Origin of the sequence: Nocardioides sp., from assembly GCF_047607185.1 — a bacterium.
In the GTDB taxonomy this organism is placed as follows: Bacteria; Actinomycetota; Actinomycetes; order Propionibacteriales; family Nocardioidaceae; genus Nocardioides.
The window spans coordinates 1-24,996 of the sequence record NZ_JASGDQ010000138.1 but is presented as its reverse complement, the minus strand read 5'-3'; the positions used below and the strand labels follow the sequence as shown (position 1 = coordinate 24,996).

Annotated in this window: 27 protein-coding genes and 1 pseudogene; 21 read left to right on the top strand and 7 right to left on the bottom strand. The window is 71.3% G+C overall.

Features of this window, described 5'->3' with window-relative positions:
* Positions 1 to 5: 5 nt before the first annotated feature.
* Both QM595_RS16320 and hemB read left to right on the top strand, forming a co-directional pair.
* Entirely contained in the window at positions 6 to 1,631 is a 1,626-nt protein-coding gene (locus QM595_RS16320) for a uroporphyrinogen-III synthase (RefSeq protein WP_415172636.1), read from the top strand.
* 4 nt (positions 1,632 to 1,635) lie between these two features.
* Positions 1,636 to 2,616 (top strand): porphobilinogen synthase, encoded by a 981-nt coding sequence (hemB, locus tag QM595_RS16315; protein ID WP_415172635.1) that lies wholly within the window; start codon positions 1,636 to 1,638, stop codon positions 2,614 to 2,616.
* 372 nt (positions 2,617 to 2,988) lie between these two features.
* Here the strand turns inward: hemB and QM595_RS16310 are convergent, their stop codons facing one another.
* On the bottom strand, positions 2,989 to 4,218 hold the full coding sequence (locus QM595_RS16310; RefSeq protein ID WP_415172634.1) for a lytic transglycosylase domain-containing protein: 1,230 nt from the start codon (positions 4,216 to 4,218) through the stop codon (positions 2,989 to 2,991).
* A 196-nt stretch (positions 4,219 to 4,414) separates the two neighbouring features.
* Here QM595_RS16310 and hemL point away from each other — a divergent pair, with 196 nt between their 5' ends.
* The 6 genes from hemL (at position 4,415) to ccsB (ending at position 10,426) form a co-directional block, all read left to right on the top strand.
* The gene (hemL, locus tag QM595_RS16305; RefSeq protein WP_415172633.1) at positions 4,415 to 5,755 is read left to right on the top strand and encodes a glutamate-1-semialdehyde 2,1-aminomutase; all 1,341 of its coding nucleotides are present in this window, start codon (positions 4,415 to 4,417) and stop codon (positions 5,753 to 5,755) included.
* Positions 5,752 to 6,411 (top strand): histidine phosphatase family protein, encoded by a 660-nt coding sequence (locus QM595_RS16300; RefSeq protein WP_415172632.1) that lies wholly within the window; start codon positions 5,752 to 5,754, stop codon positions 6,409 to 6,411. The genes hemL and QM595_RS16300 overlap by 4 nt, the downstream gene beginning before the upstream one ends.
* A gap of 2 nt (positions 6,412 to 6,413) precedes the next feature.
* Positions 6,414 to 6,986 (top strand): TlpA disulfide reductase family protein, encoded by a 573-nt coding sequence (locus QM595_RS16295; protein WP_415172631.1) that lies wholly within the window; start codon positions 6,414 to 6,416, stop codon positions 6,984 to 6,986.
* Positions 6,983 to 7,738 (top strand): cytochrome c biogenesis CcdA family protein, encoded by a 756-nt coding sequence (locus QM595_RS16290; protein ID WP_415172630.1) that lies wholly within the window; start codon positions 6,983 to 6,985, stop codon positions 7,736 to 7,738. The genes QM595_RS16295 and QM595_RS16290 overlap by 4 nt, the downstream gene beginning before the upstream one ends.
* Before the next feature lie 73 nt (positions 7,739 to 7,811).
* On the top strand, positions 7,812 to 9,440 hold the full coding sequence (locus QM595_RS16285; RefSeq protein ID WP_415172629.1) for a cytochrome c biogenesis protein ResB: 1,629 nt from the start codon (positions 7,812 to 7,814) through the stop codon (positions 9,438 to 9,440).
* Positions 9,437 to 10,426: a c-type cytochrome biogenesis protein CcsB gene (gene ccsB, locus QM595_RS16280; RefSeq protein WP_415172628.1), complete on the top strand. Its 990-nt coding sequence runs from the start codon at positions 9,437 to 9,439 to the stop codon at positions 10,424 to 10,426. Before QM595_RS16285 ends, ccsB begins: the two co-directional genes overlap by 4 nt.
* A 76-nt stretch (positions 10,427 to 10,502) precedes the next feature.
* On the opposite strand, the gene QM595_RS16275 is transcribed toward ccsB, so the two are convergent.
* Positions 10,503 to 10,715 carry a hypothetical protein gene (locus QM595_RS16275; RefSeq protein ID WP_415172627.1) on the bottom strand — a complete coding sequence of 71 codons (213 nt, stop codon included), beginning with the start codon at positions 10,713 to 10,715 and terminating at the stop codon, positions 10,503 to 10,505.
* A gap of 70 nt (positions 10,716 to 10,785) precedes the next feature.
* On the opposite strand from QM595_RS16275, the gene QM595_RS16270 reads away from it, so the two are divergent.
* Positions 10,786 to 11,034 (top strand): DUF4229 domain-containing protein, encoded by a 249-nt coding sequence (locus QM595_RS16270; protein WP_415172626.1) that lies wholly within the window; start codon positions 10,786 to 10,788, stop codon positions 11,032 to 11,034.
* Positions 11,034 to 11,657, top strand: coding sequence for a CG0192-related protein (locus QM595_RS16265; protein ID WP_415172625.1), 624 nt, complete (start codon positions 11,034 to 11,036; stop codon positions 11,655 to 11,657). The genes QM595_RS16270 and QM595_RS16265 overlap by 1 nt, the downstream gene beginning before the upstream one ends.
* Here the strand turns inward: QM595_RS16265 and QM595_RS16260 are convergent.
* The 4 genes and pseudogenes from QM595_RS16260 to QM595_RS16245 all read right to left on the bottom strand — a co-directional run bounded on the left by QM595_RS16260 (position 11,654) and on the right by QM595_RS16245 (position 14,868).
* Positions 11,654 to 12,529 (bottom strand): 1,4-dihydroxy-2-naphthoate polyprenyltransferase, encoded by an 876-nt coding sequence (locus QM595_RS16260; RefSeq protein ID WP_415172624.1) that lies wholly within the window; start codon positions 12,527 to 12,529, stop codon positions 11,654 to 11,656. The two genes, QM595_RS16265 and QM595_RS16260, sit on opposite strands and share 4 nt — an antisense overlap.
* Positions 12,530 to 12,591: 62 nt before the next feature.
* Positions 12,592 to 12,945, bottom strand: a complete 354-nt coding sequence (locus QM595_RS16255; RefSeq protein ID WP_415172645.1) for a hypothetical protein — start codon at positions 12,943 to 12,945, stop codon at positions 12,592 to 12,594.
* A gap of 82 nt (positions 12,946 to 13,027) precedes the next feature.
* Positions 13,028 to 13,627, bottom strand: a pseudogene (locus tag QM595_RS16250) (MFS transporter); the annotation flags it as partial.
* Entirely contained in the window at positions 13,624 to 14,868 is a 1,245-nt protein-coding gene (locus tag QM595_RS16245; RefSeq protein ID WP_415172623.1) for an MFS transporter, read from the bottom strand. The pseudogene QM595_RS16250 and the gene QM595_RS16245, both read right to left, overlap by 4 nt.
* Before the next feature lie 59 nt (positions 14,869 to 14,927).
* Here QM595_RS16245 and QM595_RS16240 point away from each other — a divergent pair, with 59 nt between their 5' ends.
* From QM595_RS16240 to QM595_RS16220, 5 genes are all read left to right on the top strand, one after another.
* Positions 14,928 to 15,944 carry an AMP-binding protein gene (locus QM595_RS16240; protein ID WP_415172622.1) on the top strand — a complete coding sequence of 339 codons (1,017 nt, stop codon included), beginning with the start codon at positions 14,928 to 14,930 and terminating at the stop codon, positions 15,942 to 15,944.
* Positions 15,941 to 16,879, top strand: coding sequence for an o-succinylbenzoate synthase (locus QM595_RS16235; protein WP_415172621.1), 939 nt, complete (start codon positions 15,941 to 15,943; stop codon positions 16,877 to 16,879). The genes QM595_RS16240 and QM595_RS16235 overlap by 4 nt, the downstream gene beginning before the upstream one ends.
* Complete coding sequence (gene menD, locus QM595_RS16230) at positions 16,876 to 18,468, top strand: 2-succinyl-5-enolpyruvyl-6-hydroxy-3-cyclohexene-1-carboxylic-acid synthase (protein ID WP_415172620.1); 1,593 nt, start codon at positions 16,876 to 16,878, stop codon at positions 18,466 to 18,468. The genes QM595_RS16235 and menD overlap by 4 nt, the downstream gene beginning before the upstream one ends.
* 262 nt (positions 18,469 to 18,730) lie before the next feature.
* The gene (galE, locus tag QM595_RS16225) at positions 18,731 to 19,765 is read left to right on the top strand and encodes a UDP-glucose 4-epimerase GalE (protein ID WP_415172619.1); all 1,035 of its coding nucleotides are present in this window, start codon (positions 18,731 to 18,733) and stop codon (positions 19,763 to 19,765) included.
* On the top strand, positions 19,762 to 20,457 hold the full coding sequence (locus QM595_RS16220) for a sugar transferase (RefSeq protein WP_415172618.1): 696 nt from the start codon (positions 19,762 to 19,764) through the stop codon (positions 20,455 to 20,457). The genes galE and QM595_RS16220 overlap by 4 nt, the downstream gene beginning before the upstream one ends.
* Before the next feature lie 64 nt (positions 20,458 to 20,521).
* Here the strand turns inward: QM595_RS16220 and QM595_RS16215 are convergent, their stop codons facing one another.
* Positions 20,522 to 21,268, bottom strand: a complete 747-nt coding sequence (locus tag QM595_RS16215; RefSeq protein WP_415172617.1) for a response regulator transcription factor — start codon at positions 21,266 to 21,268, stop codon at positions 20,522 to 20,524.
* Between the two features lie 131 nt (positions 21,269 to 21,399).
* On the opposite strand from QM595_RS16215, the gene QM595_RS16210 reads away from it, so the two are divergent.
* From QM595_RS16210 to QM595_RS16185, 6 genes are all read left to right on the top strand, one after another.
* A complete protein-coding gene (locus QM595_RS16210) occupies positions 21,400 to 21,666 on the top strand; it encodes a MoaD/ThiS family protein (RefSeq protein ID WP_415172616.1) in 267 nt (88 codons plus the stop codon).
* A 111-nt stretch (positions 21,667 to 21,777) separates the two neighbouring features.
* On the top strand, positions 21,778 to 22,557 hold the full coding sequence (locus QM595_RS16205; protein ID WP_415172615.1) for a hypothetical protein: 780 nt from the start codon (positions 21,778 to 21,780) through the stop codon (positions 22,555 to 22,557).
* A gap of 99 nt (positions 22,558 to 22,656) precedes the next feature.
* On the top strand, positions 22,657 to 23,106 hold the full coding sequence (locus QM595_RS16200; RefSeq protein ID WP_415172614.1) for a TlpA family protein disulfide reductase: 450 nt from the start codon (positions 22,657 to 22,659) through the stop codon (positions 23,104 to 23,106).
* A 190-nt stretch (positions 23,107 to 23,296) separates the two neighbouring features.
* Complete coding sequence (locus tag QM595_RS16195; protein ID WP_415172613.1) at positions 23,297 to 23,767, top strand: DUF4395 domain-containing protein; 471 nt, start codon at positions 23,297 to 23,299, stop codon at positions 23,765 to 23,767.
* 26 nt (positions 23,768 to 23,793) lie between these two features.
* A complete protein-coding gene (locus tag QM595_RS16190) occupies positions 23,794 to 24,642 on the top strand; it encodes a sulfurtransferase (protein ID WP_415172612.1) in 849 nt (282 codons plus the stop codon).
* Positions 24,642 to 24,938, top strand: coding sequence for a DUF1416 domain-containing protein (locus tag QM595_RS16185; RefSeq protein ID WP_415172611.1), 297 nt, complete (start codon positions 24,642 to 24,644; stop codon positions 24,936 to 24,938). Before QM595_RS16190 ends, QM595_RS16185 begins: the two co-directional genes overlap by 1 nt.
* Positions 24,939 to 24,996: the final 58 nt, after the last annotated feature.

Below are 24,996 nucleotides of genomic sequence, written 5' to 3'. Positions count from 1 at the left end.
GAGCGATGACGCGAGGGACCGAACACTCCGGCACTTCTGGGGGATGGGTGTCGTTCGTCGGCAGCGGTCCGGGAGACCCGGAGCTGCTGACGGTGCGCGCCGCGACGCTGATCAGGCAGGCGGACGTCGTCGTCACCGAGGCCGCCGAGCACGCCGCCCTGGTGCGGACGTTGCTCGGGCTCGCCGCCGAGGCCGAGGGCCCCGAGCTGGTGGACGGCGGCTTCGGCGAGGACGGCCAGCCGCTCACCCACGCGGCGCGGGCGAAGGTGGTGGTCAAGCAGGCCAAGCGCGGCGTGCGGGTCGTCCGGCTGATGACCGGTGACCCGTTCCTCTACGCCTCCGGCCCCGAGGAGGCCCAGGCGATCGCCAAGGCCGGCATCGGCTTCGAGATCGTCCCCGGCGTCTCGTCGGTGGCCGCGGTCCCGGCGTACGCCGGCATCCCGCTGACCACCAAGGACCACCGCGAGGTCGCCGTGGTGACCTGTGGGGAGAAGATCGACTGGTCGCAGTACGCCGACGACCGCACCCTGGTGCTGCTCTCGGGCGTGGGGCTGATCGGCGACATCGCCCGCGAGCTGATCCGCCACGGCCGCTCGCCACGCACCCCGGTGGCGATGACCCGGGTCGGCACCACCACCGAGCAGGCGACGGTCACCTCCACGCTGGAGCACATCGCCGCCGACGCCCGCGCGGCCCGGATGGCGCCGCCGGCGATCATCGTGGTCGGCCCGGTGGTGTCGCTGCGCGAGACCCTCTCCTGGTTCGAGACCAAGCCGCTGTTCGGCTGGCGGGTGCTGGTGCCGCGCACCAAGGAGCAGGCGCCGGCGCTGTCGAACCGGCTGCGCTCCTACGGCGCGGTGCCCGAGGAGGTGCCGACCATCTCGGTCGAGCCGCCGCGCAACCCGCAGCAGATGGACAAGGCCATCCGCGGCCTGGTCGAGGGCCGCTACGAGTGGGTCGCCTTCACCTCCGTCAACGCGGTGCGGGCGGTGCGGGAGAAGTTCGACGAGTACGGCCTCGACGCCCGCGCCTTCTCCGGCCTGAAGATCGCCGCTGTCGGCGACAAGACCGCCGCCTCGCTGCTGGAGTGGGGGCTGCGCCCCGACCTGGTGCCCTCCGGTGAGCAGTCGGCTGCCGGGCTGCTCGAGGTGTGGCCGGAGTACGACGAGCTGCTCGACCCGATCAACCGGGTCTTCCTGCCGCGCGCCGACATCGCCACCGAGAACCTCGTCGCCGGCCTGGTCGACCTCGGCTGGGAGTGCGACGACGTCACCGCCTACCGCACTGTTCGGGCCGCGCCGCCGCCGGCGCCGACCCGCGACGCGATCAAGACCGGCAAGTTCGACGCCGTCGTCTTCACCTCGTCCTCGACAGTCCGCAACCTGGTCGGCATCGCCGGCAAGCCGCACCCCTCGACGGTGATCGCGGTGATCGGCCCGGCGACCGCCAAGACCGCCGAGGAGCACGGCCTGCGCGTCGACGTACTCTCGCCGACGCCGTCGATCGAGGCCCTCGCCGTCGCGCTGGCCGACTTCGGGGCGTCCCGGCGGGCCGCGCTGATCGAGGCCGGCCAGCCGGTCACCAAGCCCTCGGAGCGCAAGCCTGCCGCCCGCCGGGCGCGGGCGAAGTAGGCCGATGGACGTCCCGGTGATCAGGCCCCGGCGGCTGCGCCAGACGCCGGCGCTGCGGCGGCTGGTCGCCGAGACCTCGATCGAGCCGCGTCAACTGGTGTTGCCGATGTTCGTCAGGGAGGGCGCCACCGAGCCCGTCCAGATCGGCTCGATGCCCGGGGTCGTCCAGCACAGCCGCGACTCGCTGCGCAAGGCGGTCGCCGAGGCGGCCGAGACCGGTCTCGGCGGGGTGATGCTCTTCGGGGTGCCGACGTCGAAGGACCCTCAGGGCTCCGCCGCCGTCGACCCCGACGGCATCCTCAACGTCGCCATCGCCGACGCCGTCGCGGAGGCCGGGGACGCGCTCAGCGTGATGGCCGACCTCTGCCTCGACGAGTTCACCTCGCACGGCCACTGTGGCGTCCTCGACGACCACGGCCGGGTCGACAACGACCGGACGCTGGCGATCTACGCCGAGATGGCGCTGGCCCAGGCCGCCGCCGGCGTACACCTGGTCGGGCCCTCCGGCATGATGGACGGCCAGGTCGCCGCCATCCGGGCCGCGCTCGACGGCGCCGACCGCACCGATGTCGGCATCCTGGCCTACGGCGCCAAGTACGCCTCCGCCTTCTACGGCCCGTTCCGGGAGGCGGTCGACTCCTCGTTGGAGGGCGACCGCCGTACCTACCAGCAGGACCCCGCCAACGCCCGCGAGGGCGTCCGCGAGGCCCTGCTCGACGTCGAGCAGGGCGCCGACATCGTCATGGTCAAGCCCGCGCTGGCCTACCTCGACGTTCTCCGGCAGGTCCGCGACGCCGTGGACATCCCGGTCGCTGCCTACAACATCTCCGGTGAGTACTCCATGGTGGAGGCCGCCGCTGCCAACGGCTGGATCGACCGCGAGCCGGCGATCCTGGAGACCCTGCTCTCGATCCGCCGCGCCGGTGCCGACATCATCCTGACCTACTGGGCCACCGAGGCCGCCAGGCTCCTGCAGCACCGGTGAGCAGTCCCAAACTGACGCCCCAAACCCGGTGAACAGCCGCAAACTGACCTGCGTGGCGCGGTGAGCAGCCGCAAACTGACACCCCAAACCCGGTGAGCAGCCGCAAACTGACACGCTTGGGCCCGTGAACAGTCGCAAACTGACACGCGGGGGACGGTGGGGGCGCGAACTGACCCAGAGGAGCTCAGGGGATGTCAGTTTGCGACCGCTCACGAAGAGGGGTGAGGCGTCGTTGTCGGCTCCCCACAGCTGCCCGCTTGGGCCTCCGGGAACTCGGCGGTGTCAGTTTGCGACCGTTCACCGGGTTTGGGGTGTCAGTTTGCGTCTGCTCACGGGCCCAAGCGTGTCAGTTTGCGTCTGCTCACCAGGGGGCTAGGGGGTGGTGTAGCCGGTGATGCAGGTCTCGAGCTTCTGGGTCAGGCCGTTGGCGTCGAGCAGCTTCGTCAGGTCGAGGTTGAGCGGGTTGGGCAGGGCGCTGACGCCCAGGTCGGCAAGACACTGGGTCTTCGCCTCCGCGTAGGTCAGCACCTGGTCGACCGGCTCGGCGCCGGTGGTGGGTAGGTCGATGGACGGCACGGGAGTCGAGGTCGCGGTCGCGGTCGAGGTCGGCGTGGCCGGATCGTCCTTGCTCTTGTCCTTGCCGGAGTCGCCGTCGCTGCCGGACGACGTGGTCGTCTGGGTCTCCGGAGTCGTCGTGGTCGTGGTCGTCGGGACGGCCTTGGTGGTGTGCTTGGACTTCTTCTGCTTGACCTTCGCCTGCTTGGCCGGGGTGACGGAGGTGTAGTCAGGCTGGAAGTAGGTGGCCGGGATGGTGGCGTTGGGGGCGGCCAGGAAGTCGCCGGACAGGTAGGCGTTCAGCACCGCGAGAACGGTGCTGACATAGGAGTCGGAGTGGTTGTAGCGGAACACCGCCGCACGCTGGCCGTCCGTCTGGGACAGGTCGTCGTCGCCGGAGCAGAGGTAGACCGCGGCCGCCAGCGCGGCGTCGTTGACGTCCTGCGGATTGCGCTGGCCGTCACCGTCGGCGTCGACGCCCACCGAGGACCAGGTCGAGGGGATGAACTGCATCGGCCCCACGGCGCGGTCGAACTGGGCGTCACCGTCGTAGCGGCCGGCGTCGGTGTCGTTGATGACGCTGGTGCCCGCGGCGCCGTTGAGCTGTGGACCGTAGATGCCCGGCGCGGCGATGCCGTCGGCGCCCAGCACGTTGAGGCCGGCCCGGCCGTGGTTGGACTCCACTCGGCCGATCGCGGCCAGCAGCTGCCACGGCAGGTGGCAGCTGGCGTCGGCCCGGTTGATGACCGTCTCGGCACGCTGGTACGCCGCCAGCGCGGCTGCGGGGATGCTCGAGGCGTTGGCCGTCGAGACCATCTCGTACGACGACTCCCCGGTCGCGCCGGTGGCGGCGTCGTCGGTCACGCTGGCGGGCACCTGCAGCGGCGCACTCGGCACCGCAGTGCCGTCGGGCAGCTTCGCGTTGCCGGCGGTCGCCTGCGGGGCGCCGGTGGCGCCGATCGAGACCGTCCACGCCGCGGACAGCAGCGCGAGCGGGACCAGGGCGCTGGCCATCCGCAGCCGGCGACCCTGACGTGTGGCGGTCATGTGGGACTCCCTTGTCTTCTCCCCATGTGATGCACGTCCCAACGAGGTGCATCACGACAAAGTTACGCGATGAACCGAGCCGCTGCGGCGTTCCCTCAGATCGCGTCACCCAAAAGGGTCAGAGGACGGGGCGTAGCGTGCCACGCAGACCGGCCGATCGGGAGACACGAGGCGGGCCCACCCCGGTTTCGTCGGGATGGGGGCGCTCGGGGAGAATGACCCGGTGCCCAGCCAACCCACCGCCACATCCGAGGCGCTGTTCGCGCGGGCGCGGGCGGTGACGCCGGGGGGCGTCAACTCGCCGGTGCGCGCCTTCAACGCCGTCGGCGGCACGCCGCGCTTCGTCGAGAGCGCTCGGGGCGCCTGGCTGAGCGATGTCGACGGCAACCGCTATGTCGACCTGATCTGCTCTTGGGGGCCGATGCTGCTGGGCCACGCCCATCCCGAGGTGGAGGCAGCGGTGCGGGCGGCGGTGAGCCGGGGCACGTCGTACGGCACCCCGACGGTGCCCGAGGTCGAGCTGGCCGAGGAGATCGTCGCGCGCACGCCGGTCGAGGAGGTTCGCTTCGTCAGCAGCGGCACCGAGGCGACGATGAGCGCGATCCGGCTGGCTCGCGGCTTCACCGGCCGTGACGTGGTGGTGAAGTTCGCCGGCTGCTACCACGGCCATGTCGACGCGCTGCTGGCCAGCGCCGGCTCCGGCCTGGCGACGTTCGCCGTCCCCGGCACCCCGGGGGTGCCGGCCAGCAGCACCGAGCTGACTCTGGTTCTCCCCTACAACGACCCCGCCGCGGTGACGGCGGCGTTCGAGGAGCACGGGATGAGGATCGCCTGCCTGATCACCGAGGCCGCCCCCGGCAACATGGGCGTGGTGCCGCCGGCACCGGGCTTCAACGCCTTCCTCGCCGAGATCACGAAGCGGTACGGCGCGCTGTTCGTCTCCGACGAGGTGATGACCGGCTTCCGGGCTTCGCGCGAGGGCCAGTGGGGCCTCGACGGCAAGGCCGAGGGCTGGGTGCCCGACCTGATGACCTTCGGCAAGGTGATGGGCGGCGGCTTCCCGGCTGCGGCGTTCGGCGGCCGCGCTGAGGTGATGCAGACCCTGAGCCCGGTCGGCCCGGTCTACCAGGCCGGCACGCTGTCGGGTAATCCCATCGCCACCACCGCCGGCCTGACCACGCTGCGATTGGCGACCGACGAGGTCTACGCCCACATCGGCGAGGCGGCCGAGACCGTCAAGGCGGGAGTCCGTGACGCCTTCGACAAGGCCGGCGTCGCCCACCAGATCCAGGCCGCCGGCACCATGTTCTCGGTCTTCCTCACCGAGAGACCGGTGACCGACTTCGCCTCGGCGAGCACCACCGACGTGGCGGCGTACGCCGCCTTCTTCCACGCCATGCTGGCCGCCGGCGTCTACTTGCCGCCGAGCGCCTACGAGGCCTGGTTCCTCTCCGCCGCCCACGACGACGAGGCCGTGCAGACGATCCTCGACGCGCTGCCCGACGCCGCGATGGCCGCAGCGGAGGCCCAGTCATGACCGAGACCGTCGTCCACCTGCTGCGCCACGGCGAGGTCGACAACCCGCAGGGGATCCTCTACGGCCGCCGCGACGGCTTCCACCTCAGCGAGCTCGGCCGGAGGATGGCGCAGCGGGTCGCCGAGCAGATCGGCGAGCGCGACATCGTCCACCTCGTCTCCAGCCCGCTGGAGCGCGCCCAGGAGACCGCCTCGCCGCTCGCCGCCGCTCGCGGCCTCGAGGTCCACCTGGACGAGCGGGTCATCGAGTCGGCCAACGACTTCGAGGGGCTCAGCTTCAAGAAGCCGTTCCGGACGCTCATCAGGCCCTCGGTCTTCACCAGGCTCTACAACCCGCTGCGACCGTCCTGGGGCGAGCCGTACGACGAGATCGCGGCCCGGATGATGGCCGCGATCCACGACGCCCGCGCCGCGGCCGAGGGGCACGAGGCGGTCGTGGTCTCCCACCAGCTGCCGATCTGGACCACCCGGCTCCATGCCGAGCACCGCAGCTACCTCCACAACCCGCGCAGCCGCCAGTGCACGCTGTGCTCGCTGACCTCCTTCCACTTCGTCGACGACCGACTCGTCGCGGTCGGCTACAGCGAGCCGGCCGGCGACCTGATCCCGGCCAAGGACCGCAAGGCGCCGTTCTCCTCCGGGGGCTCGAGGGAGTAGTCATGCGTCGCCTCCTCGTCCCGCTGTTCCTGCTGCCGACCGTGCTGACGGCCTGCAGCGGCCTGTCGGGCACCAACAAGGGCGGCTACATCACCGGCAACGGCGCGATCACCACCTGGACGGCCGACAAGCGCGGCGAGCCGGTCGAGATCTCCGGCACGACCTTGGACGGTACGTCGTACGACGTCGCCGACGACCGCGGCAAGTCCGTGGTCATCAACGTCTGGTGGTCGGGTTGCGGCTACTGCGTCTCGGAGATGCCGCTGTTGGAGCAGGCGCACCAGTCGCTGGCCGACAAGGCGGACTTCCTCGGCATCAACACCCGCGACAGCAGCGTGGCGAACGGCCTGGCCTTCGAGCGGAGCGCCGGAGCGACGTACCCCTCCCTCTATGCCCCCGACGGCAAGGTGCTGCTGGCGCTCAAGGGCCTGCCTCGGTCCATGCCGGCCACCGTGGTGCTCGACCCCGAAGGCCGGATCGCCGCCACCGTCTCCGGCGAGATCACCGGCCAATACACCGTGAAGTCACTGGTCGAGTGCGCCGACGGCTCCGGGCCCTGCGAGATCGACTCATGACCCATTGGCTCCAAGAGACGGTCTCCGGTGGCTCGTTCGCGCTGGCGGTGCCGGTCGCGATCCTCGCGGGGCTGGTGTCGTTCTTCTCGCCGTGCGTGATCCCGTTGCTGCCCGGCTACCTCTCCTATGCCACCGGCATCTCCGGCGCGGACCTCGCCGAGGGCAAGGCGCACCGGGGCCGGCTGCTGACCGGCGCCTCGCTGTTCGTGCTCGGCTTCAGCGCCGTCTTCGTGCTGCTCGGCATCGCCGCCGGCACGGTGGGACAGTGGCTGCGCGACTACGAGCGGCCCATCGCGATCGTGCTCGGCGTGGTCTCGATCCTGCTCGGCCTCGCGTTCATGGGGCTGGTCCCGATGCTGCAGCGCGATGTCCGCTTCCACCGGGTGCCGGCGGTCGGCCTGGCCGCGGCGCCGCTACTGGGGGTGCTCTTCGCGGTCGGCTGGACGCCCTGCATCGGGCCGAGCCTGGGGGTCATGCTCAATCTCGCCGGCAACGACGGCACCGCCACCCGGGGTGGCCTGCTGCTGGCGTTCTACTGCGTCGGGCTGGGGCTGCCGTTCCTGGTCGTCGCGGTGGCCTGGCGTCGCGCCCTCGGCGCGATCAAGGTCATCCGGCGGCACCAGAAGTGGGTCACCCGGGTCGGTGGCGCGATGTTCGTCGTGATCGGGCTGGCGCTGCTCACCGGCTGGTGGGACTACGCGGTGCAATGGCTGCAGATCCACCTCGTCGACGCCTGGACGCCGTCGGTATGAGCGAGCGGAGCGAGCGAGTCATTCAAGCTAGCGCGCGGCGCTCATGCCCCCACCGAGCGAAGCGAGGTCGCGCATGAGCGAGCAGCTCGACACCCTTCCCGAGGGCCACGCCTCGCAGCCGCCGCCACCGCGCCGGCCCGGCGAGCTGACCGTCGTCGAACTGGGCCGCTGGGCCTGGCGGCAGCTCACCTCGATGCGCACCGCGCTGATGCTGCTCCTGCTGCTGGCGCTGGCCGCCATCCCGGGCTCGCTGATCCCGCAGTCCGGCGTCGACTCGCTGAAGACCTCCAACTGGCAGGAGGATCACCCCAGGTTGACGCCGATCTACGAGCGACTCGACCTCTTCGACGTCTACTCCTCGCCCTGGTTCGCAGCCATCTACATCCTGCTGATGGTCTCGCTGATCGGCTGCATCGTGCCCCGGCTGCGGGTCTACTGGCGTGCTCTGCGCGCCCAGCCGCCCGCGACGCCGCGCCACCTGGCCCGGTTCACCGACCATGCGTCGTATGTCGTCGCCGAGGAGCCGGAGGTGGTGCTCGACCGCGCCCGGTCGGTGCTCAAGCGGCAGCGCTACCGGCTGCGTGCGGGCGAGCAGGACTCTGTCTCTGGCCCGTCGGTCTCGGCGGAGCGGGGCTATCTCCGGGAGGCCGGCAACCTGCTCTTCCACCTCTCGATCATCCTGGTGCTGGTGGGCTTCGCCTGGGGCAGCCTGTTCGGCTACAAGGGCGGCGTCATCGTGCCAGTCGGGCCCGACTACGGCTTCACCAACGTCTCCCAGCAGTACGACGACCTCGACCCGGGCAGCCTGTTCAGCGAGTCCCGGATGGACCCGTTCTCCTTCAGCATCGACGACTTCTACGTCGACTGGCTCGACACCGGGATGGCGAGGGGGTTCCGGTCCGAGCTGAGCTACTGCCGCACGTGCGACGGCAGCGACGACAAGTCCTACGACCTGCGAGTCAACCACCCGCTGAGCATCGGCAGCACCGAGGTCTTCCTGATCGGCCACGGCTATGCCCCGATCGTCACCATCCGCGACGGCGACGGCAATATCACCGCCTCCGGCCCGACCGTCTTCCTGCCGCAGGACGCCAGCTTCCTCTCCTACGGCGTGGTCAAGAGCCAGCCCGGCTATATCGCGGGCCAGGACGAGACGAAGCCGCCGGAGAACCAGATCGGCCTGGAGGGCAACTTCTACCCGACCTTCTACCTGAACAACGGCGACCCGGCCACGCTGATGGGCAAGGACAACAACCCGCTCATCTCGATGCTGGTCTATGCCGGTGACCTCAACCCGAGCAACGGCCCCCAGTCGGTCTACCTGCTCGACAAGGAGGGCACTACCCAGGTGATGGATCCCGACGACCCGAGCCAGCCGCTCCGGCTGGACATGAGGGTCGGCGACACCGTCACGCTGCCCAACGGCCTGGGCTCGGTCAGCTTCGACGGCGTCGCGAAGTGGAACCGGCTGCAGATCAGCCAGTCGCCCGGCAAGCGGCTCGCCCTCGGCGGCGTGGTGCTGTGCCTGATCGGCCTGCTCGGGTCGCTGTTCATCAGGCCCCGCCGGGTGTGGGTGCGGGCCCGGCGTACCGAGTCGGGTGACACCATGGTCGAGGTCGCCGCGCTGGACCGATCCGGCGGGGGCGATACTGAGACCGTCGTACGTGAGCTCGTCGACTCCCTACAGAAGGACCGGACATGACCGACACGAGTTGGGAGACGCTGTCCAACCAGGCGCTGGCCGCCGCCGGCATCGTCTACTTCCTCGCCCTGCTGGCGCACCTGGTGGAGTGGTCGGCGCTGGCCGGGCGCAAGCCCGCGCGGGAGTTGGTCGCCGCGGGTGGGCTGCCCGCTGACGACGTGCCGCCCGCGAGCGACGCCGAGGACCGCGAGCACCGGGTCGCGCTCTTCGGCCGGCTCGGCATCCTGCTCACCGTCGTCGCGGTGCTGGCCCATCTGGTCTCGCTGGTGGGCCGGGGCATGGCTGCGGATCCCAACCGGGTGCCGTGGGGCAATATGTACGAGTTCACCCTCTCGGGCACCTTCGTGGTCGCGGCGGCGTACGTCGCCCTCTACCGCCGCTTCCGGCTCGCCTGGATGGCGCCGGTGGTCGTCGGGTTCGTGCTGGTCTGCCTGATGATCGACGTGATCTGGCTCTACGAGCCGGTCGCCCCGCTCACCGAGGCGCTCAACTCCTACTGGCTGGTCATCCACGTCGTCTCCGCGATCCTCGCCACCGGCGCGTTCACGCTCGGCGGCATCGCCTCGGCGGTCTACCTGGTCAAGGCGCGCGTCGGGCCTCGCGGCTCCACCGGCCTGCTGGGGGGCTGGCTGTCCCGGGTGCCGTCGCTGGAGGCGCTCGACCGGATCTCCTACCGGATCCACGCCTTCGCCTTCCCGGTGTGGACTTTCGCGGTGCTGATCACCGGACCGATCTGGGCGCACCAGGCCTGGTCGTCGTACTGGAACTGGGACCCCAAGGAGGTCTGGGCGTTCATCACCTGGGTCGTCTACGCCGGCTACCTCCACGCCCGCGCCACCGCCGGCTGGCGGGGCCGCAATGCCGCGATCCTGGCCCTGGTCGGCCTGGCCACGCTGTGGTTCAACTTCGTCGGGATCAACTACTTCTCCTCGACGTCCCAGCACTCCTACGCCGCTCCGGTGCATGATGTGCGCCATGCGCAGTGAACTCGCGGCGGTGCCGGAGAGCAAGTCCGGCGGCTTCGGCAGCCTGCTGAGCTGACCCCCGCCTCAGAACACGTTCTCAGCCCTCGGGGTCGTCGGGGAAGAGCCGCTTGCGGTCCAGTTCGCGCAGGAACTCCTCGTCGTCGTCGGGCCCGACCGGGCCCTTGGGGGCCGGCCGGGCCGCTAGACCGGTCCCGGGGAACGGCGGCGGGGTGATGCCGCGGCGCTGGACCGCTCGGACGAGGAGATAGACCGCCACGACGAGCAGGATCACCACCAGCAGGACCTTCACGCGACCAGGATAGGTCGATCCCCAGCAGGCGCTGCGGCCGTATGCCGAGCGAGTCCCTAGGCTGTTCCCCGTGAAGGAGTTCGCCATCTATACCGGGCTACGGGCGCTGCTGCTCCTGGCCACCTTCGGCATCGTCGCGGGGGCCTGGGTCCTCATCGCCGGCAGCGTGCCGCTGTTCGCGGTGATCGTGATCGCCTTCGTGATCAGCGGGGTGGCGTCGTACTTCCTGCTGGACCGGCAGCGGGTCGCCTTCGCCAGCAAGGTCGAGAGCCGTGCCAACGCCGCGCTGGAGAAGGCGCGCTCCAAGGAGGACCACTGATGGCCGTCGTACACCGCGCCACCCTGACGCCGGGCAAGCTGGAGCTGCTCGGCCCCTGGCTGGAGAAGCAGCCCTGGGCGGGCGGGTTCGGCGAGCTCGACCAGCTCGGCTCCTACCGCTTCGACGACCCCGAGGGGGAGGTCGGCATCGAGGCGCTGCTGGTTGCTGCGGGCGCCAAGATGCTGCACCTGCCGCTGACCTATCGGGGTGCCCCGCTGGCCGGCGCCGAGGACTTCCTGATCGGCACCATGGAGCACTCCGTGCTCGGCCCTCGCTGGTGCTACGACGGCTGTGCCGACCCGGCCGCCGCGCGCGCCTTCCTGCACGCCATCCTCACCGGCGGCCACGAGGCCGAGCTGCTGGTCGAGGAGTCCGGTGAGATCGTCGATCGACGCGACCCGACCGTGCGGGTGCGGGGAACCGGCTCGCTGCGCGCCGACGACGTCCCGCACGTTGGCTCGCTGACCATCGACGACCTCGGCGCGCAGGCCGTGGTGAGCCTGGCCGACTTCGACCTCACCATCGCCCGGATCGTGCCCGCCGAGCTGGCCGGCGACGAGACGCTGTCGGCGGTGTGGCACGGCGGCGAGTCGGTGGTGGCCGCCGTCCGCGCCCTCGACTAGGCGGCGATCACCAGCGGTACGGCGACCAGCACCGCCCAGACCAGCTCGGCGCGGCCGGTGCCGGCCAGGACCGGGATCAGCGCCGGACCGAGAGCGCCGGAGGCGACCGTACGGGCCGCGGGCACGGCGACCAGCAGGAAGCCGAGGCCGACCAGCGCCCACCAGGTGGTGCTGACGGCGACGGCCACCACCGCCGCCGCCGCGGCGAGCACCAGCAGTGCGTAGAGCGCCCGGGTGCGGCCGTCGCCGAGCCGCACCGCCAGGGTCAGCTTGCCGGCGACGGTGTCGGTGGGGATGTCGCGCAGGTTGTTGGCGACCAGCAGGCCACAGGCGAGCGCGCCGACCCCGACCGCGGCATAGAGCGCCGGCCAGGACCACCGCTCGGCCTGGACGTAGTAGGTGCCGATCACCGCCACCAGCCCGAAGAAGACGAACACCACCACCTCGCCGAGGCCGGCATAGCCGTAGGGCCGGGAGCCGCCGGTGTAGTACCACGCGGCGAGGATGCACAGCAGGCCGATCGCGACCAGCCACCAGGCGGTCGTCGCGGCGAGCACGATGCCCGCGACGCCGGCCACCGCGAACGCCGCGAAGGCCGCCCGCTTGACGGCCCCGGGCGTCGCCAGCCGGGAGCCGGTCAGCCGCAGCGGCCCGACCCGCTCGTCGTCGGTGCCGCGGATGCCGTCGGAGTAGTCGTTGGCGTAGTTGACCGCCACCTGCAGCGCCAGCGCCACGATCAGCGCGAGCACCGCCTTCCACCACACCGCCGCGCCGTCGTACGCCGCCACGCCGGTGCCGGCGAGAACCGGGCTGACCGCTGCGGGAAGGGTGCGGGGACGCGCCCCCTGGAGCCACTGTGCAGGTGTTGCCACGAGGGTCTATTAGACACTGACGGGGTTGTGACCAGAGAGTGACCCGGGGCCCCACGTTCTGGTCACAACTCGAGCCGGCCCGCGGCACCGGCGACAGCGAGATGGCGTTGGGCCGCTCGCGAGGCCGGCCCGATCACGAAGGAAGCACCGATCACGATGAGCGCGATGATCACCCAGCCCGGCGCGCCGAGCGACATGGCGAGGAAGGTGTAGGCGGCCGGGGCCCACACCTCGCCGAGGGTGTAGCCCAGCGAGGTCACGCCCTGGTACTCGCCCAGCCGTTCCGGGTCGGAGAGCTCGGCGACCAGTCCCCACATGCCGGCCGACTGCCACAGCTCGGCGCCGGTCACCGTGACGTGCCCGACCCAGACCAGCGCGATGGTCAGCCAGCCGGTGGTGTCGTGGGTGACCAGCACGATGCCGCAGCATGACCAGGAAGCCGCGGTTGCGCATCGCTCTCGTCCCGGCGCTGAGCGGTCCCAAACTGACGTCTGCCCGCTGTGCTCGCGTGTCAGTTTGGGACTGCTCAGCGAGGGAGGGCAGTCGCCAGACCCAGATCGTGTTGAGGACCAGCAGGGCGCCGGTGACGATCGGGACCAGCTCCATCGCGAGGTCGGAGTCGGTGCCGAGCGCCACGCCGGCCAGCAGCGCGCCGAGGGTGTAGCCGACGTTGCGCGCGGCCCGCATATAGGCCTGCGAGGCGACCCGCTGCTCGCGCGGGAAGACGGCGATCGTGTAGGCATTGCGGCCGGCCCGCATCGCCGCCTCGACCACGCTCATCGTCGCCAGGATGAGCAGGAACGTGGCGAACCCGTCGATCGCCGGCCAGCAGAAGTAGAGCGCCGCCTGGACCGCGGCGGTCAGCAGCCAGGCCCGTTGGGAGCCGGCCCGGTCGACCCACTTCCCGGTCGGCACCGAGCAGACGAACTGGACCGCCGCCGCGAGCGAGAGCCCGATGCCGACCTGCTGGGCGGAGAGCCCGACCAGCTGGGTGAAGTAGAACGCCGAGCCGGTGAGGAAGGCGCCGTCGCCGAACGCGGAGATGACGGACTGGAGGGCCAGCCGGCGAGTCAGTCCGTCCTCGGGCAGCACTCTCATGCGGCGGCGACCTCCGGCGGGAAGTGCTGTCGCGCGAACCGCTCCGCGACCCGCACCGACGGCCCGAGTCCGAGCGTGGCGACGAGGCCGACCGCGGCGATCACCAGCCAGCCGGTCTCGCCCCAGTCCATCGCGAGGAAGGTGAACAGCGCCGGCGCCCACTTGGAGCCGAGCGCGCCGAAGACCTCCTGGACGCCCTGGTACTCGCCGCGCCGACGCGGATCCATCAGCTCGGCCTGGAACGACCAGCTGCTCGCCGAGAGGAAGAGCTCGGCGCCGGTCACCGTCACGTGGCCGAGCCACACCAACAGGATCGTGACGAGCCCGGTAGTGGAGTGGGTGACGAGCGTGATCAGGCAGGACGCCACGAAGAAGCCGGTGGAGAGCCAGATGCTGCGCAGGGCGGAGCGGAGGTCGTGCACGGTCCGCGCGGTGTACGCCGGCAGGAAGATGCACAGCACCGTGTTGGTGCCGAACAGCCAGGCCAGTAGCACGTGGGGTGAGTCGGTGCGATCGACCAGCCACAGCGGGATGACGATATTGAGCAGCACCTGGTTGGTCCACAGCGTGCCGGCGAAGAACGAGGTGAGCATCCAGCCGGCGTTCCTCATCGGTCCGGGGCCGGGTGCCTTGGCGACTGCCTCGCCGGTGGCGACCCGCAGGTCGTGCGGCGCGGCCGGCAGCCCCACGATCCGGACGGCGTTGACCAGCACCAGCGCGGCGGTGAGCATCGGCAGCCACCGGACCACGGTGAGGCTGTCGAAGGCGAGCGCGACACCGCCGATGATGGCGCCGAGGGTGAAGCCGACGTTGAGCGAGGAGTACATATAGGCCTGGGTCTCGACGCGCTCCCTGGCCGGCATGACGTCGAGGACGTAGGCGTTGCGGCCGGCTCCGCCGAAGGCGCTCATCAACGCGAAGACGACCGCCACGGCGACGTACTCGCCGAAGCCGGTGACGAACGGCAGCGCCAGGTAGCAGGGCATCCGGCCGAAGGTCGACAGCGCCCACATCCGCTTCGGGCCGAGCCGGTCGACGATCCGGCCCGCGGGATAGGCGAGCAGGAACTCCGCGACGCCCTCGATGGTGATCGCCAGGCCGACCTTCGCCGCCGACATGCCGACGACATGGATCAGGAAGACCGCGCTCGCGGTGTTGAAGGCTCCGTCGCCGGCCGCGAACAGGATCGACTGCGTGGCCAGTCTGCGCGAGAGTGGCGTCGGCGGGACCAGCCGCTTCAAGGTCCGAGACAGGGAGGGCATCGAGGCCCATCGCATCATGCCCGGCTAGCGTTCGTCACATGGATAACGCCGGCGCGACGATCGCCCGCGTGGCGGCATGGCTGGACGCCGCCGACCCGGCGCCGTGGGTCGTCGAGACCTCCGGCTCCACCGGCCGGCCGAAGCGGGTCGAGCTCTCGCGGGCGGCGATGCTGGCCTCGGCCGAGGCCTCCGCCCGACGGGTCGGCGGCGCTCCCGGATCCGGGGGAGGCCGCTGGCTGCTGGCGCTGCCGGCGTCGTACGTCGCCGGGCTGAACGTGATCCTCCGGTCGCTGGTCGCCGGTCATCCCCCAGCGGTGCTGGGCGAGTCGTTCGCGGAGTCGGCGCGCGGCTGCGACTTCGTCTCGCTGGTGCCCACCCAGCTGCACCGGCTGCTCGGCACCGACGCCGCGGTGCTGGCGGGGTTCCGGGCCGTGCTGCTCGGCGGCGGTCCCGTCGACCCGGGCCTGCGGGCCCGCGCCGAGGCCGCGGGCGTCAACGTCGTGGCCACCTACGGCTCGGCCGAGACCTGCGGCGGCTGCGTCTACGACGGCCTGCCGCTGGACGGGGTGGCCCTGGCGCTCGGGGGTGCTCCAGGCGAGCCCAGCCGCATCCGGATCGGTGGGCCGACGCTGTTCTCGGGCTATCAGGACGACCCGGTGCTGACCGCGCAGGTGCTGGTCGACGGCTGGTTCCTCACCTCCGACGCCGGCCGGCTCGACGAGGACGGCCGGCTGCAAGTGCTCGGCCGGCTCGACGACGTGGTCGTCACCGGCGGCGTCAACGTGCCGGCGCCGGCCGTGGCGGCCCGGCTGCGGCAGCATCCGGCGGTCGCTGCCGCCGAGGTGCTCGGCGTGCCCGACGAGGAGTGGGGGAGCCGGCTGGTCGCGTTCGTGGTCGGGTCCGCCTCGCTCGACGAGCTGCGGGAGTGGGTGGCCGAGGAGCGGCCGCGCTCCTGGGCGCCTCGCCAGGTCGTCGTACTGCAGGAGATCCCGCTGCTCGCCAACGGCAAGCCGGACCGGCTGACGCTGCGTCGCCTGGCGGGGAGTCTCGCGTGATCGTCTGGTCCATCCCGATGCGCACCCGCTTCCGTGGCATCACCGTCCGCGAGGGCGCGCTGATCCGCGGCGAGGGCGGCTGGGGGGAGTGGAGCCCGTTCCTCGACTACCCCGATCCGGCCGTCGCGGAGCCGTGGCTGCGGGCCGCCGAGGAGGCCGCCGGCGGCGACTGGCCGGAGCCGGTCAGGTCGTCGGTACCGGTCAACGTCACAGTGCCGGCCGTCGGCCCCGAGGACGCCCACCGGATCGCGCTGGCCGGCGGCTGCACGACCGCGAAGGTCAAGGTCGGCGAGCCCGGCCAGACGCTCGCCGACGACCTCGCCCGGGTCGAGGCGGTCCGCGACGCCCTGGGCCCGGCCGGCCGGATCCGGGTCGACGTCAACGGGCTGTGGGACGTCGACACCGCCGTCTCCGCCATCGGGCTGCTCGACCGGGCCGTCGGTTTGGAGTACGTCGAGCAGCCGGTCGCGTCGGTCGAGGATCTCGCGGCGGTACGGCGCCGGGTGGACGTCCCGATCGCGGCCGACGAGTCGATCCGGCGGGCCGAGGACCCGTTCCTGGTCAAGCGGCTGGCGGCGGCCGACATCGCGGTGCTCAAGGTGCAGCCGCTGGGCGGCGTACGTGCCTGCCTGCGGATCGCCGAGGAGATCGGGCTGCCGGTCGTGGTCTCCTCGGCGCTGGAGACCTCGGTGGGGATCGCGGCCGGGGTCGCGCTGGCCGCCGCGCTCCCCGAGCTGCCCTACGCCTGCGGCCTGGCGACCGTGCAGCTGCTGACCGACGACCTCACCGCGAGCTCCCTGCTGCCGGTCGACGGCGCGCTCCCGGTCACGGTCCCGACGGTGTCGGAGCCGGCGCTGCGGCGGCTCGCGGCGGCACCCGACCGGCAGGCCTACTGGCAGCGCCGGCTCGCCGAGGTGAGAGAGTCACGTCTGTGAGTGGAGCGAACCCGTCGACCGAGCTCGCCCGCGCCGTCGTCGCCGGGCTGGTCGAGGCGGGCGTCACCGAGATCGTCATCGCGCCGGGCTCCCGCAACGCACCGCTCGCCTACGCCGTCTACGACGCCGAGCGGGCAGGACTGGTGCGGCTGCACGTGCGGGTCGACGAGCGGTCCGCCGGCTTCCTCGCGCTCGGGCTGACCAAGACCGGTGCCAGGGCCGCCGTGATGTGCACCTCCGGCACCGCCGTCGCCAACCTCCATCCGGCGATGCTGGAGGCCGCCCACGCCGGCGTACCGCTGGTGGCGGTGACCGCCGACCGGCCGATCCGGCTCTACGGCACCGGCGCCAACCAGACCACCGACCAGCACGGCATCTTCGGGGCGCTGATCCCCACCCGGGTGCTGGAGAAGCCCGGTGACCTCGACGTTGACGAGGTCTGGGCGGGCTCGCGCCCGGTGCACTGGAACGCCCACTTCGACGAGCCGCTGCTGCCCGAGGACCGCTGGTCGCCCGAGATCGCGGCCCGGACGCCGATCGCGTCGGCCGAGCCGGCGGTCCAGGAGAGCATCGAGCGCGGCCCGCTCACCGTCGTGGTCGCCGGCGACGACGCCGGGCCGTCCGCCCGCCGGCAGGCCGAGAGCCTGGGCTGGCCGCTGTTCGCGGAGCCGTCCAGCGGCGCCCGCACCGGCGACCACGCCATCCGCACCTACCGGCTGCTGCTCGACTCCGACCTCGGCGACCGGATCGAGCGGGTCGTGCTCTTCGGCCACCCGACGCTGTCGCGGCCGGTGAGCCGGCTGCTCGAGCGGGTCGAGGTGGTCGCCCGGCCGCCGCGCGGGGTGTGGCGGACGCACCCCTTCCCGGTCGGCTGGACCTTCGACACCGTGCTCGTCGCCACCGGCGACCAGAGCGAGGACCCGGCTTGGCTGGCGGCCTGGCGGGAGGCCGACCGGCAGACCTCCCAGGGACTCGACCGGCTGCTGGCGGCGGAGCCCGGGCTGACCGGCCCGGCGCTGGCCGGCGCCGTCGCGCGGGCGCTGCGGCCCGGCGACCAGCTCGTGGTCGGCCCCTCCAACCCGGTCCGCGACCTGGACCTGATGGTGCCCCGCTATCCGGTCGGCGAGCGCCGCAAGGTGCTCGCCAACCGGGGCCTGGCGGGCATCGATGGCGTCGTCTCCAGCGCACTGGGGGCGGCACTGGGCCGGCCGTCCGGCCACACCTTCGCGCTGGTCGGCGACGTCACCTTCCTGCACGACGCAGGCGGCCTGGTCCTCGGCCCCGACGAGCCGCGCCCGGACCTGACCGTCGTAGTCGCCAACGACGACGGCGGCTCCATCTTCGCCACCCTGGAGCAGGGCGAGCCGGCCTACGCCGACCGGTTCGAGCGGCTCTTCGGCACCCCGCACGGGGTCTGTCTGGAGTCGCTGTGCGCGGCCACCCGGACGCCGTACCTCTCCGTCCGGAGCCTGCCCGAGCTCGACCAGGCCCTGGCCAACCCGAACGGCGGCATCGAGGTCGTCGAGGCGGTCATCCCCCGCTACGACCGCCGCGCCCTCGACGCCCGCATCCGTGCGCTGGCGACTTGATGCGGCTCGGCGGCCTACGGGTCGTCGACGGCGATAGCGACACCCAGACCTGAGTCGCTCGTCACCAACTCTTCACGGGGATTCTTTTCAAAGGCGCGTCATAGCCGCCGGGCTGTGGGCTCTCATGCCCGTCACGATCGTCGTGACTCCGGTCCACCGGCTCCCCTGGAAGGCAGCGCCGAACCATGAACACGCGCCGCAGCAGTGCCACCCGTCGCATCGGCCATCGGTCAGATCGCCACCGCGCTCAGGTGATGGCGCGATGAGACTCCTCGGCCGGCCCGGCGCCGTCCTGGTCACCGGCGGTGCCGGCTATATCGGCTCCCACGTCGTCAGCGTGCTGTTGGCGCGCGGCGACAGCGTCGTCGTGGTGGACGACCTCAGCTCCGGTCTGCGTGAGCGGATCCCCGACGGGGTGCCGCTGGTGGAGGTCGACCTGGCGGCACCGGGCGCCACCGCCGTGCTGACCGAGACCCTGCGCAGCCACGGCGTCGAGGCCGTCGTACACCTGGCGGGTCGCAAGCAGGTCGCCGAGTCCGTCGCCCGGCCGGCCTGGTACTACCGGCAGAACGTCGACGGCCTGCTCGCCCTCCACGACGCGATGTCGGCGGCGATGGTCACCCGGCTGGTCTTCTCCTCCTCCGCAGCGGTGTACGGCGACGTACGGCCCGGCCCGGACGGGCGGGTGTGCGAGGACGACCCGACCACGCCGATCTCGCCGTACGGCCAGACCAAGCTCGCCGGCGAGTGGCTCAACCGAGCCGCCGGCGAGGCCTGGGGGCTGCGCGCGGTCAACCTCCGCTACTTCAACGTCGCCGGCGCGGCCAGCCCGGAGCTGGCCGACCGGGGCGCCGCCAACCTGATTCCGATGGTCTTCGAGCGGTTGGCCCGCGCGGAGTCGCCGCTCGTCTTCGGTGCCGACTACCCGACCTCCGACGGCACCTGCGTGCGTGACTTCATCGACGTGCGCGACCTCGCCGACGCCCACGTCGCCGCGCTGGCCTACCTCGACGGCGAGATGGCCCACGGGGACGTCTTCAACGTCGGCACCGGCCAGGGCGCGTCGGTCGCCGAGGTGGTGGCGACGGTTGGCCGGGTTACCGGCATCGCCGTGGAGCCAGTCGTGGTGGACCGGCGACCCGGTGACCCGGCGCGCGTGGTCGCCGAGGTCTCCCGGATCGCCGAGGCGCTCGGCTGGCAGGCCCGGATCGGCCTCGACGACATGGTCGCCTCCGCCTGGCAGGGCTGGCGGGCACGACAGGTCAGCGGCCAGCACGTCGGACTGGCGGTGTCATGACCACGCAGCAATTCACCTCACGAGAGCTCGGGATGGCGTCGCTGGCGACCGAGGTCGTCGCCGCCCCGGCCAAGGCACGCCGACACAGCCGGTTCCAGCTGGCCGCGAAGTCGGCCTTCGACCGCATCGCCGCGACGCTGCTGCTGCTCGTCCTCGCCATCCCGATGCTGGTGATCGCGTTGGCGGTGCGGTTGACCTCGCCGGGTCCGGCGGTCTTCCGACAGGTGCGCGTCGGCCGCGACGGCCAGGAGTTCACCATCTACAAGTTCCGCTCCATGGTGACCGACGCCGAGGCCCGGCTCGCGGAGCTGCGGGAGGCCAACGAGGGCGCCGGGCTGCTGTTCAAGATGACCCGGGACCCGCGGGTGACCCGTGTCGGCCGGCTGATCAGGAGCACTTCCCTCGACGAGCTGCCGCAGCTGTGGAACGTGGTGCGTGGCGAGATGTCGCTGGTCGGGCCTCGACCGGCGCTGCCCGCCGAGGTCGCCGACTACAGTGAGCGGGAGCGGGAGCGGCTCGCCGTCAAGCCCGGTGTGACCGGGCTGTGGCAGGTCTCCGGCCGGTCCCGGCTGGACTGGGAGACCTCGATCGGGCTCGACCTCGCCTACGTGCGGACCTGGTCGCTGCGTGGCGACCTGGTGTTGCTCTTCCGCACGCTGCGGGCCGTGCTGACGCGCGACGGCGCGGTGTGAACCCGGACGACTCCGAGAACGAGGGGGCGAGGCCCGACGACGGCCTCGCCCCCTCGACGCGCTGTTATTCCTGGCGGGAGGTCTCCAGCGGGGAGACCCTGGCCAGGTCGGCGGCGGTCGCCTCGGTGCTCTTCGGCGGCAGCACGAACCGGTAGCCCACGTTGCGGACGGTGCCGATGAGGGTCTCGTTCTCCACGCCGAGCTTGGCGCGCAGCCGACGCACGTGGACGTCGACGGTGCGGGTGCCGCCGAAGTAGTCGTAGCCCCACACCTCCTGCAGCAGCTGCTGGCGGGAGAAGACCCGGCCCGGGTGCTGGGCCAGGAACTTCAGGAGCTCGAACTCCTTGAAGGTCAGGTCCAGCGGCCGGCCGCCGATCTTGGCGGTGTAGGTCGCGTCGTCGACGAGGACCTCGCCGGAGCGGATGACGTGCGCCTCGGGGTCGGCCGCCTCGCGCAGCGCCGAGAGCCGGCCGATGGCGAGCTTGATGCGCGCCTCCAACTCGGCCGGGCCGCAGGTGTGCAGCACGACGTCGTCCATGCCCCAGTCGTGAGAGACGACCGCGAGACCGCCCTCGGTGGCGACCAGCAGGACCGGGACATCGGTGCCGGTGGTACGGATCAGTCGGCACAGATCGCGGGCGTGGGCGAGATCTTGGCGACCGTCGACCAACAGCAGGTCGGAGTCGGGCGCCTCCAGCAGCGCCGAGCCCTCGGCGGGCAGGATCTTGACCTGGTGGCCCAGCAGCGAGAGTCCGGGCAGGACCTCGACCGAGGGCTGTAGGGAACTGGTCAGCAGCAGCAGGGTGCTCATGGCTCAACCTCCACTTAACTCAGGAGCCATCAAGGAGCACCGAAACGCAACGCTGAGCCTCGGCGGGTTGATCTGCACCGCATCATAACGAAACCTCCGCGTCATACCGGAAGCCCCCCTAAGGTCGTGATGTGGGACAGATACGGATTCGTTACTGGGCCGCGGCCAAAGCGGCGGCCGGTACGGCGGAGGACACCGTGGCCGTCGACGCGCCGCTCTCGCTCACCGAGGTGACCCGGCTGGCGGTCGAGCTGCACCCCGGCAGCGAGCTCGCCAGAGTGCTCCAGGCCTGCTCGGCCCTGGTCGGCGACCGGCCGGTCGGCCGGCTCGACCCGCGGACGGTGCTGGTCGAGCCGGGCGAGTCGGTGGAGTTCCTGCCGCCCTTTGCCGGCGGTTAGGCATATCCACGAAATTTGAAAGATGTGGTAACGAGGCGGCCTCGTCATCGTTGAACATCTCGACGTTGCCGGCGAACGCTGGCAACCGCCGGAGAAGGAGCCACGATTGAGATGTTCGCTTTGACGAAGAAGACGGCGGTGCTGCTGGTCGGCATCGCGCTCACTGCAGGTGCCCTGGTGACCGTCACCTCGACTACCGCCTCGGCCGCCGCCAACTGCTCGGCCTACGACCAGAGCCTTGGCTCGGCCCGCACCATCCTGCTGCAGAAGCAGAACCGGATCGCGAAGGTCGCCAAGAAGTTGAAGAAGGCCAAGAAGGCCAACAAGTCGCACCACAGCACCGCGACCGAGAAGAAGGTCAAGAAGCTGAGGAAGACCAAGAGGAGGGTGACCAGGCAGTACCACGCCGCCCGTGCGGCGTACGCCTCCGCCAGCTCTGCCTCGGTGCTGTGCCACACCCAGTCGCAGCTGCCGGCGGGTGCGTCGACCGACCCGAACGCCCCCATCGACCCCAACGACCCGAGCTCGCCGTCGTACGCCTCGCTGGTCTACCAGCTGACCGCCGCGCTGTCGGGCCTGGGCCTGCCCGCCGACGTGGTCGGCGACATGGTGGTCCAGATCCTCGATACGCTCAACAGCGCCGGCCTCCCGGTCGATCAGTTCGCCAGCGTGCTGCAGGGTCTGATCACCCAGCTGCAGGCCGCCGCGGGCGGTGAGCTGCCCAGCGATCCGAATGGGCTGATCGATCTGGTCACCGACACGCTCAAGAGCGTCGTGGACGGCGTCGGACTCGGCAGCACCCCGCTGCCGGCGGCCGTCGACCAGCTCAACGACGCACTCAAGAGCCTGCTGGGCAGTCTCCTCGGCGGCCTGCCGGTCCCGGGTCTGTAGCCCACCGCCGGTCGACAGGGGGCCGCCTACCGAGAGGGTGGCCCCCTTCGTCGCCCCGCCCCGGGAATCGGTCGGCGGCCCTGGCGCGTTGGGTTGGACATGACCGGTCTGTGGGTGGCACTGGCGGCGGTGCTCGTCGCGCTCGCGTTCGGTGGCTACCGGGCGGTGGTGGACGGCCGCTTCCGGGGCCGCCACCGGGTCTGCGGTGCGGCGCCGGTCGAGGTGCCCCAGGAGACCACCTGGGACCAGCTCGCCGAGGCGGTCCGGGAGGCCGAGCCGGGGGAGCGGGCGACCCTGGTGCAGTTCTCGACGGCCTTCTGCGCGCCCTGCCGGGCCACTCGCCGCGTTCTCGCCGACGTCGCCGAGGCGACCGCGGGCGTACGGCACGTCGAGGTCGACGCGGAGCACCACCTCGACGTCGTACGGCGTCTCGGGATCGTGCGCACTCCCACCACGATCGTGCTGGACGCGACCGGCCGCGAGATCGCTCGCGCCGCCGGGCTGCCTCGTCGAGAGCAGGTCGTCTCCGCCCTCGCTCTCATAGAGTGAGACGACGATCTCATGATTCGAGACTCGGATTGGGATGGCCGCGAAGTCGGCCCTAGGGTGTGACACGTGCTTTCGACGATGCTGACCAAGCGCCGGGCGGTGGACCACTGCCGCGTGCGCTCGTCGCTGTGTCGAATGTCGGCCTGACGCCCTCTCGTTTCGCCGTCACCACCCCTTCCCCTGGAGCACCATGTCCACAACCACCTCTGCCGCGCGCCGTGCCGGCGACGCTGCGACCGACGGCATCGACCCGCGTGGGCCGCAGTTCAACGCGGCCGTCACGCTCGTGGTGCTGATCGCCGTCTTGGTCACGGCCGGCAGCTGGATCAGCGTCGTCTTGACGGCCGCGCAGACAGTGCTGTTCGCGCTCGGCGCCGCCCTCGGCGTACAGCGGACCGTCCATGCGAAGGTCTTCAAGTCCCTGGTCCGGCCACGCCTCCAGGCGCCTGACCACCTCGAGGACCCGGCACCGCCACGGTTCGCCCAGGCCGTCGGCTTCGTCTTCACCGCGGTAGCGCTGATCGCCTTCCTCCTCGACCGCGACAGCCTCGTCGGCATCGTCGCGATCGGACTGGCCACCGTGGCCGCCACGCTCAACGCGGTCTTCAGGTTCTGCCTGGGCTGCGAGGCCTACCTCCTGATCAAACGCTTCGCCCACTGAGAAAAATCCCGAAAGGTCAACAAACAATGAGCCGCGAGAACACCCTCGTCTCCGCCCAGTGGGTGGAGGAGCACCTGGATGACCCCAAGGTCGTGCTCGTCGAGGTCGACGAGGACACCTCCGCCTACGACAAGGGCCACATCAAGGGCGCCATCAAGCTGGACTGGACTACCGACCTGCAGGACCAGGTCCGCCGTGACTTCGTCAACAAGGCGCAGTTCGAGGCGCTGCTGAGCAGCAAGGGCGTTGCCAACGACGACACCGTGGTCCTCTACGGCGGCAACAACAACTGGTTCGCCGCCTACGCCTACTGGTACTTCAAGCTCTACGGCCACCAGGACGTCAAGCTGCTCGACGGCGGCCGCAAGAAGTGGGAGCTCGACTCCCGCGAGCTGACCGACGAGACCGTCGAGCGGCCCACGACGTCGTACGTCGCCCAGGAGCAGGATGCGTCGATCCGCGCCTTCCGCGACGAGGTCGTCGACGCCATCGGCGTCAAGAACCTCGTCGACGTCCGCTCGCCCGACGAGTTCGCCGGCCGGCTGCTCGCTCCCGCCCACCTGCCGCAGGAGCAGGCCCAGCGCGCCGGCCACATCCCGACCGCGGCCAACGTCCCGTGGAGCAAGGCGGCCAACGACGACGGCACCTTCAAGTCCGACGACGAGCTCAAGCAGATCTACACCGACGCCGGCGTCGACTGGGACAAGGACACCATCGCCTACTGCCGCATCGGCGAGCGCTCCTCGCACACCTGGTTCGTCTTCCACGAGCTGCTCGACCAGTCCAACGTGAAGAACTACGACGGCTCCTGGACCGAGTACGGCTCGCTCGTCGGCGTGCCGGTGGTCCTGGGTGACGAGCCGGGGACGATCTGATGTGCGGCGCGACTGAGGGTGGGCTCTCGCTCGCCGGCGTCGACGTCGCCAAGGAGGCCGTCATTCAGGGCCAGGTGACCCGGGACGGCGAGCCGGTGGGCGGCGCCTACGTCCGGCTGCTCGACCGCACCGGCGAGTTCACCGCGGAGGTGCCGACCAGCGCCACCGGCCACTTCCGGTTCTTCGCCGGCGACGGCCAGTGGACCTTGCGGACGCTGGCCCCGAAGGCCGACCCGGTCGACCGGACCGTGCACGCCTCGGTGGGCAATGTCGCCGAGGTCCAGGTCGCCATCTGACCTTCCGAGAGGCGCTCGGCCGTCCCGATCCGGGGATGGGCGAGCGGCTCTCGCTTTT

What these genes read in the sequence shown, in the direction of transcription:
- QM595_RS16320 (WP_415172636.1), top strand. Translation starts at nt 6, where the DNA reads ATGACGCGAGGGACCGAACACTCCGGCACTTCTGGGGGATGGGTGTCG.
- hemB (WP_415172635.1), top strand. Translation starts at nt 1,636, where the DNA reads ATGGACGTCCCGGTGATCAGGCCCCGGCGGCTGCGCCAGACGCCGGCG.
- QM595_RS16310 (WP_415172634.1), bottom strand. Translation starts at nt 4,218, where the DNA reads ATGACCGCCACACGTCAGGGTCGCCGGCTGCGGATGGCCAGCGCCCTG.
- hemL (WP_415172633.1), top strand. Translation starts at nt 4,415, where the DNA reads ATGGGGGCGCTCGGGGAGAATGACCCGGTGCCCAGCCAACCCACCGCC.
- QM595_RS16300 (WP_415172632.1), top strand. Translation starts at nt 5,752, where the DNA reads ATGACCGAGACCGTCGTCCACCTGCTGCGCCACGGCGAGGTCGACAAC.
- QM595_RS16295 (WP_415172631.1), top strand. Translation starts at nt 6,414, where the DNA reads ATGCGTCGCCTCCTCGTCCCGCTGTTCCTGCTGCCGACCGTGCTGACG.
- QM595_RS16290 (WP_415172630.1), top strand. Translation starts at nt 6,983, where the DNA reads ATGACCCATTGGCTCCAAGAGACGGTCTCCGGTGGCTCGTTCGCGCTG.
- QM595_RS16285 (WP_415172629.1), top strand. Translation starts at nt 7,812, where the DNA reads ATGAGCGAGCAGCTCGACACCCTTCCCGAGGGCCACGCCTCGCAGCCG.
- ccsB (WP_415172628.1), top strand. Translation starts at nt 9,437, where the DNA reads ATGACCGACACGAGTTGGGAGACGCTGTCCAACCAGGCGCTGGCCGCC.
- QM595_RS16265 (WP_415172625.1), top strand. Translation starts at nt 11,034, where the DNA reads ATGGCCGTCGTACACCGCGCCACCCTGACGCCGGGCAAGCTGGAGCTG.
- QM595_RS16240 (WP_415172622.1), top strand. Translation starts at nt 14,928, where the DNA reads ATGGATAACGCCGGCGCGACGATCGCCCGCGTGGCGGCATGGCTGGAC.
- galE (WP_415172619.1), top strand. Translation starts at nt 18,731, where the DNA reads ATGAGACTCCTCGGCCGGCCCGGCGCCGTCCTGGTCACCGGCGGTGCC.
- QM595_RS16220 (WP_415172618.1), top strand. Translation starts at nt 19,762, where the DNA reads ATGACCACGCAGCAATTCACCTCACGAGAGCTCGGGATGGCGTCGCTG.
- QM595_RS16215 (WP_415172617.1), bottom strand. Translation starts at nt 21,268, where the DNA reads ATGAGCACCCTGCTGCTGCTGACCAGTTCCCTACAGCCCTCGGTCGAG.
- QM595_RS16205 (WP_415172615.1), top strand. Translation starts at nt 21,778, where the DNA reads ATGTTCGCTTTGACGAAGAAGACGGCGGTGCTGCTGGTCGGCATCGCG.
- QM595_RS16200 (WP_415172614.1), top strand. Translation starts at nt 22,657, where the DNA reads ATGACCGGTCTGTGGGTGGCACTGGCGGCGGTGCTCGTCGCGCTCGCG.
- QM595_RS16195 (WP_415172613.1), top strand. Translation starts at nt 23,297, where the DNA reads ATGTCCACAACCACCTCTGCCGCGCGCCGTGCCGGCGACGCTGCGACC.
- QM595_RS16190 (WP_415172612.1), top strand. Translation starts at nt 23,794, where the DNA reads ATGAGCCGCGAGAACACCCTCGTCTCCGCCCAGTGGGTGGAGGAGCAC.
- QM595_RS16185 (WP_415172611.1), top strand. Translation starts at nt 24,642, where the DNA reads ATGTGCGGCGCGACTGAGGGTGGGCTCTCGCTCGCCGGCGTCGACGTC.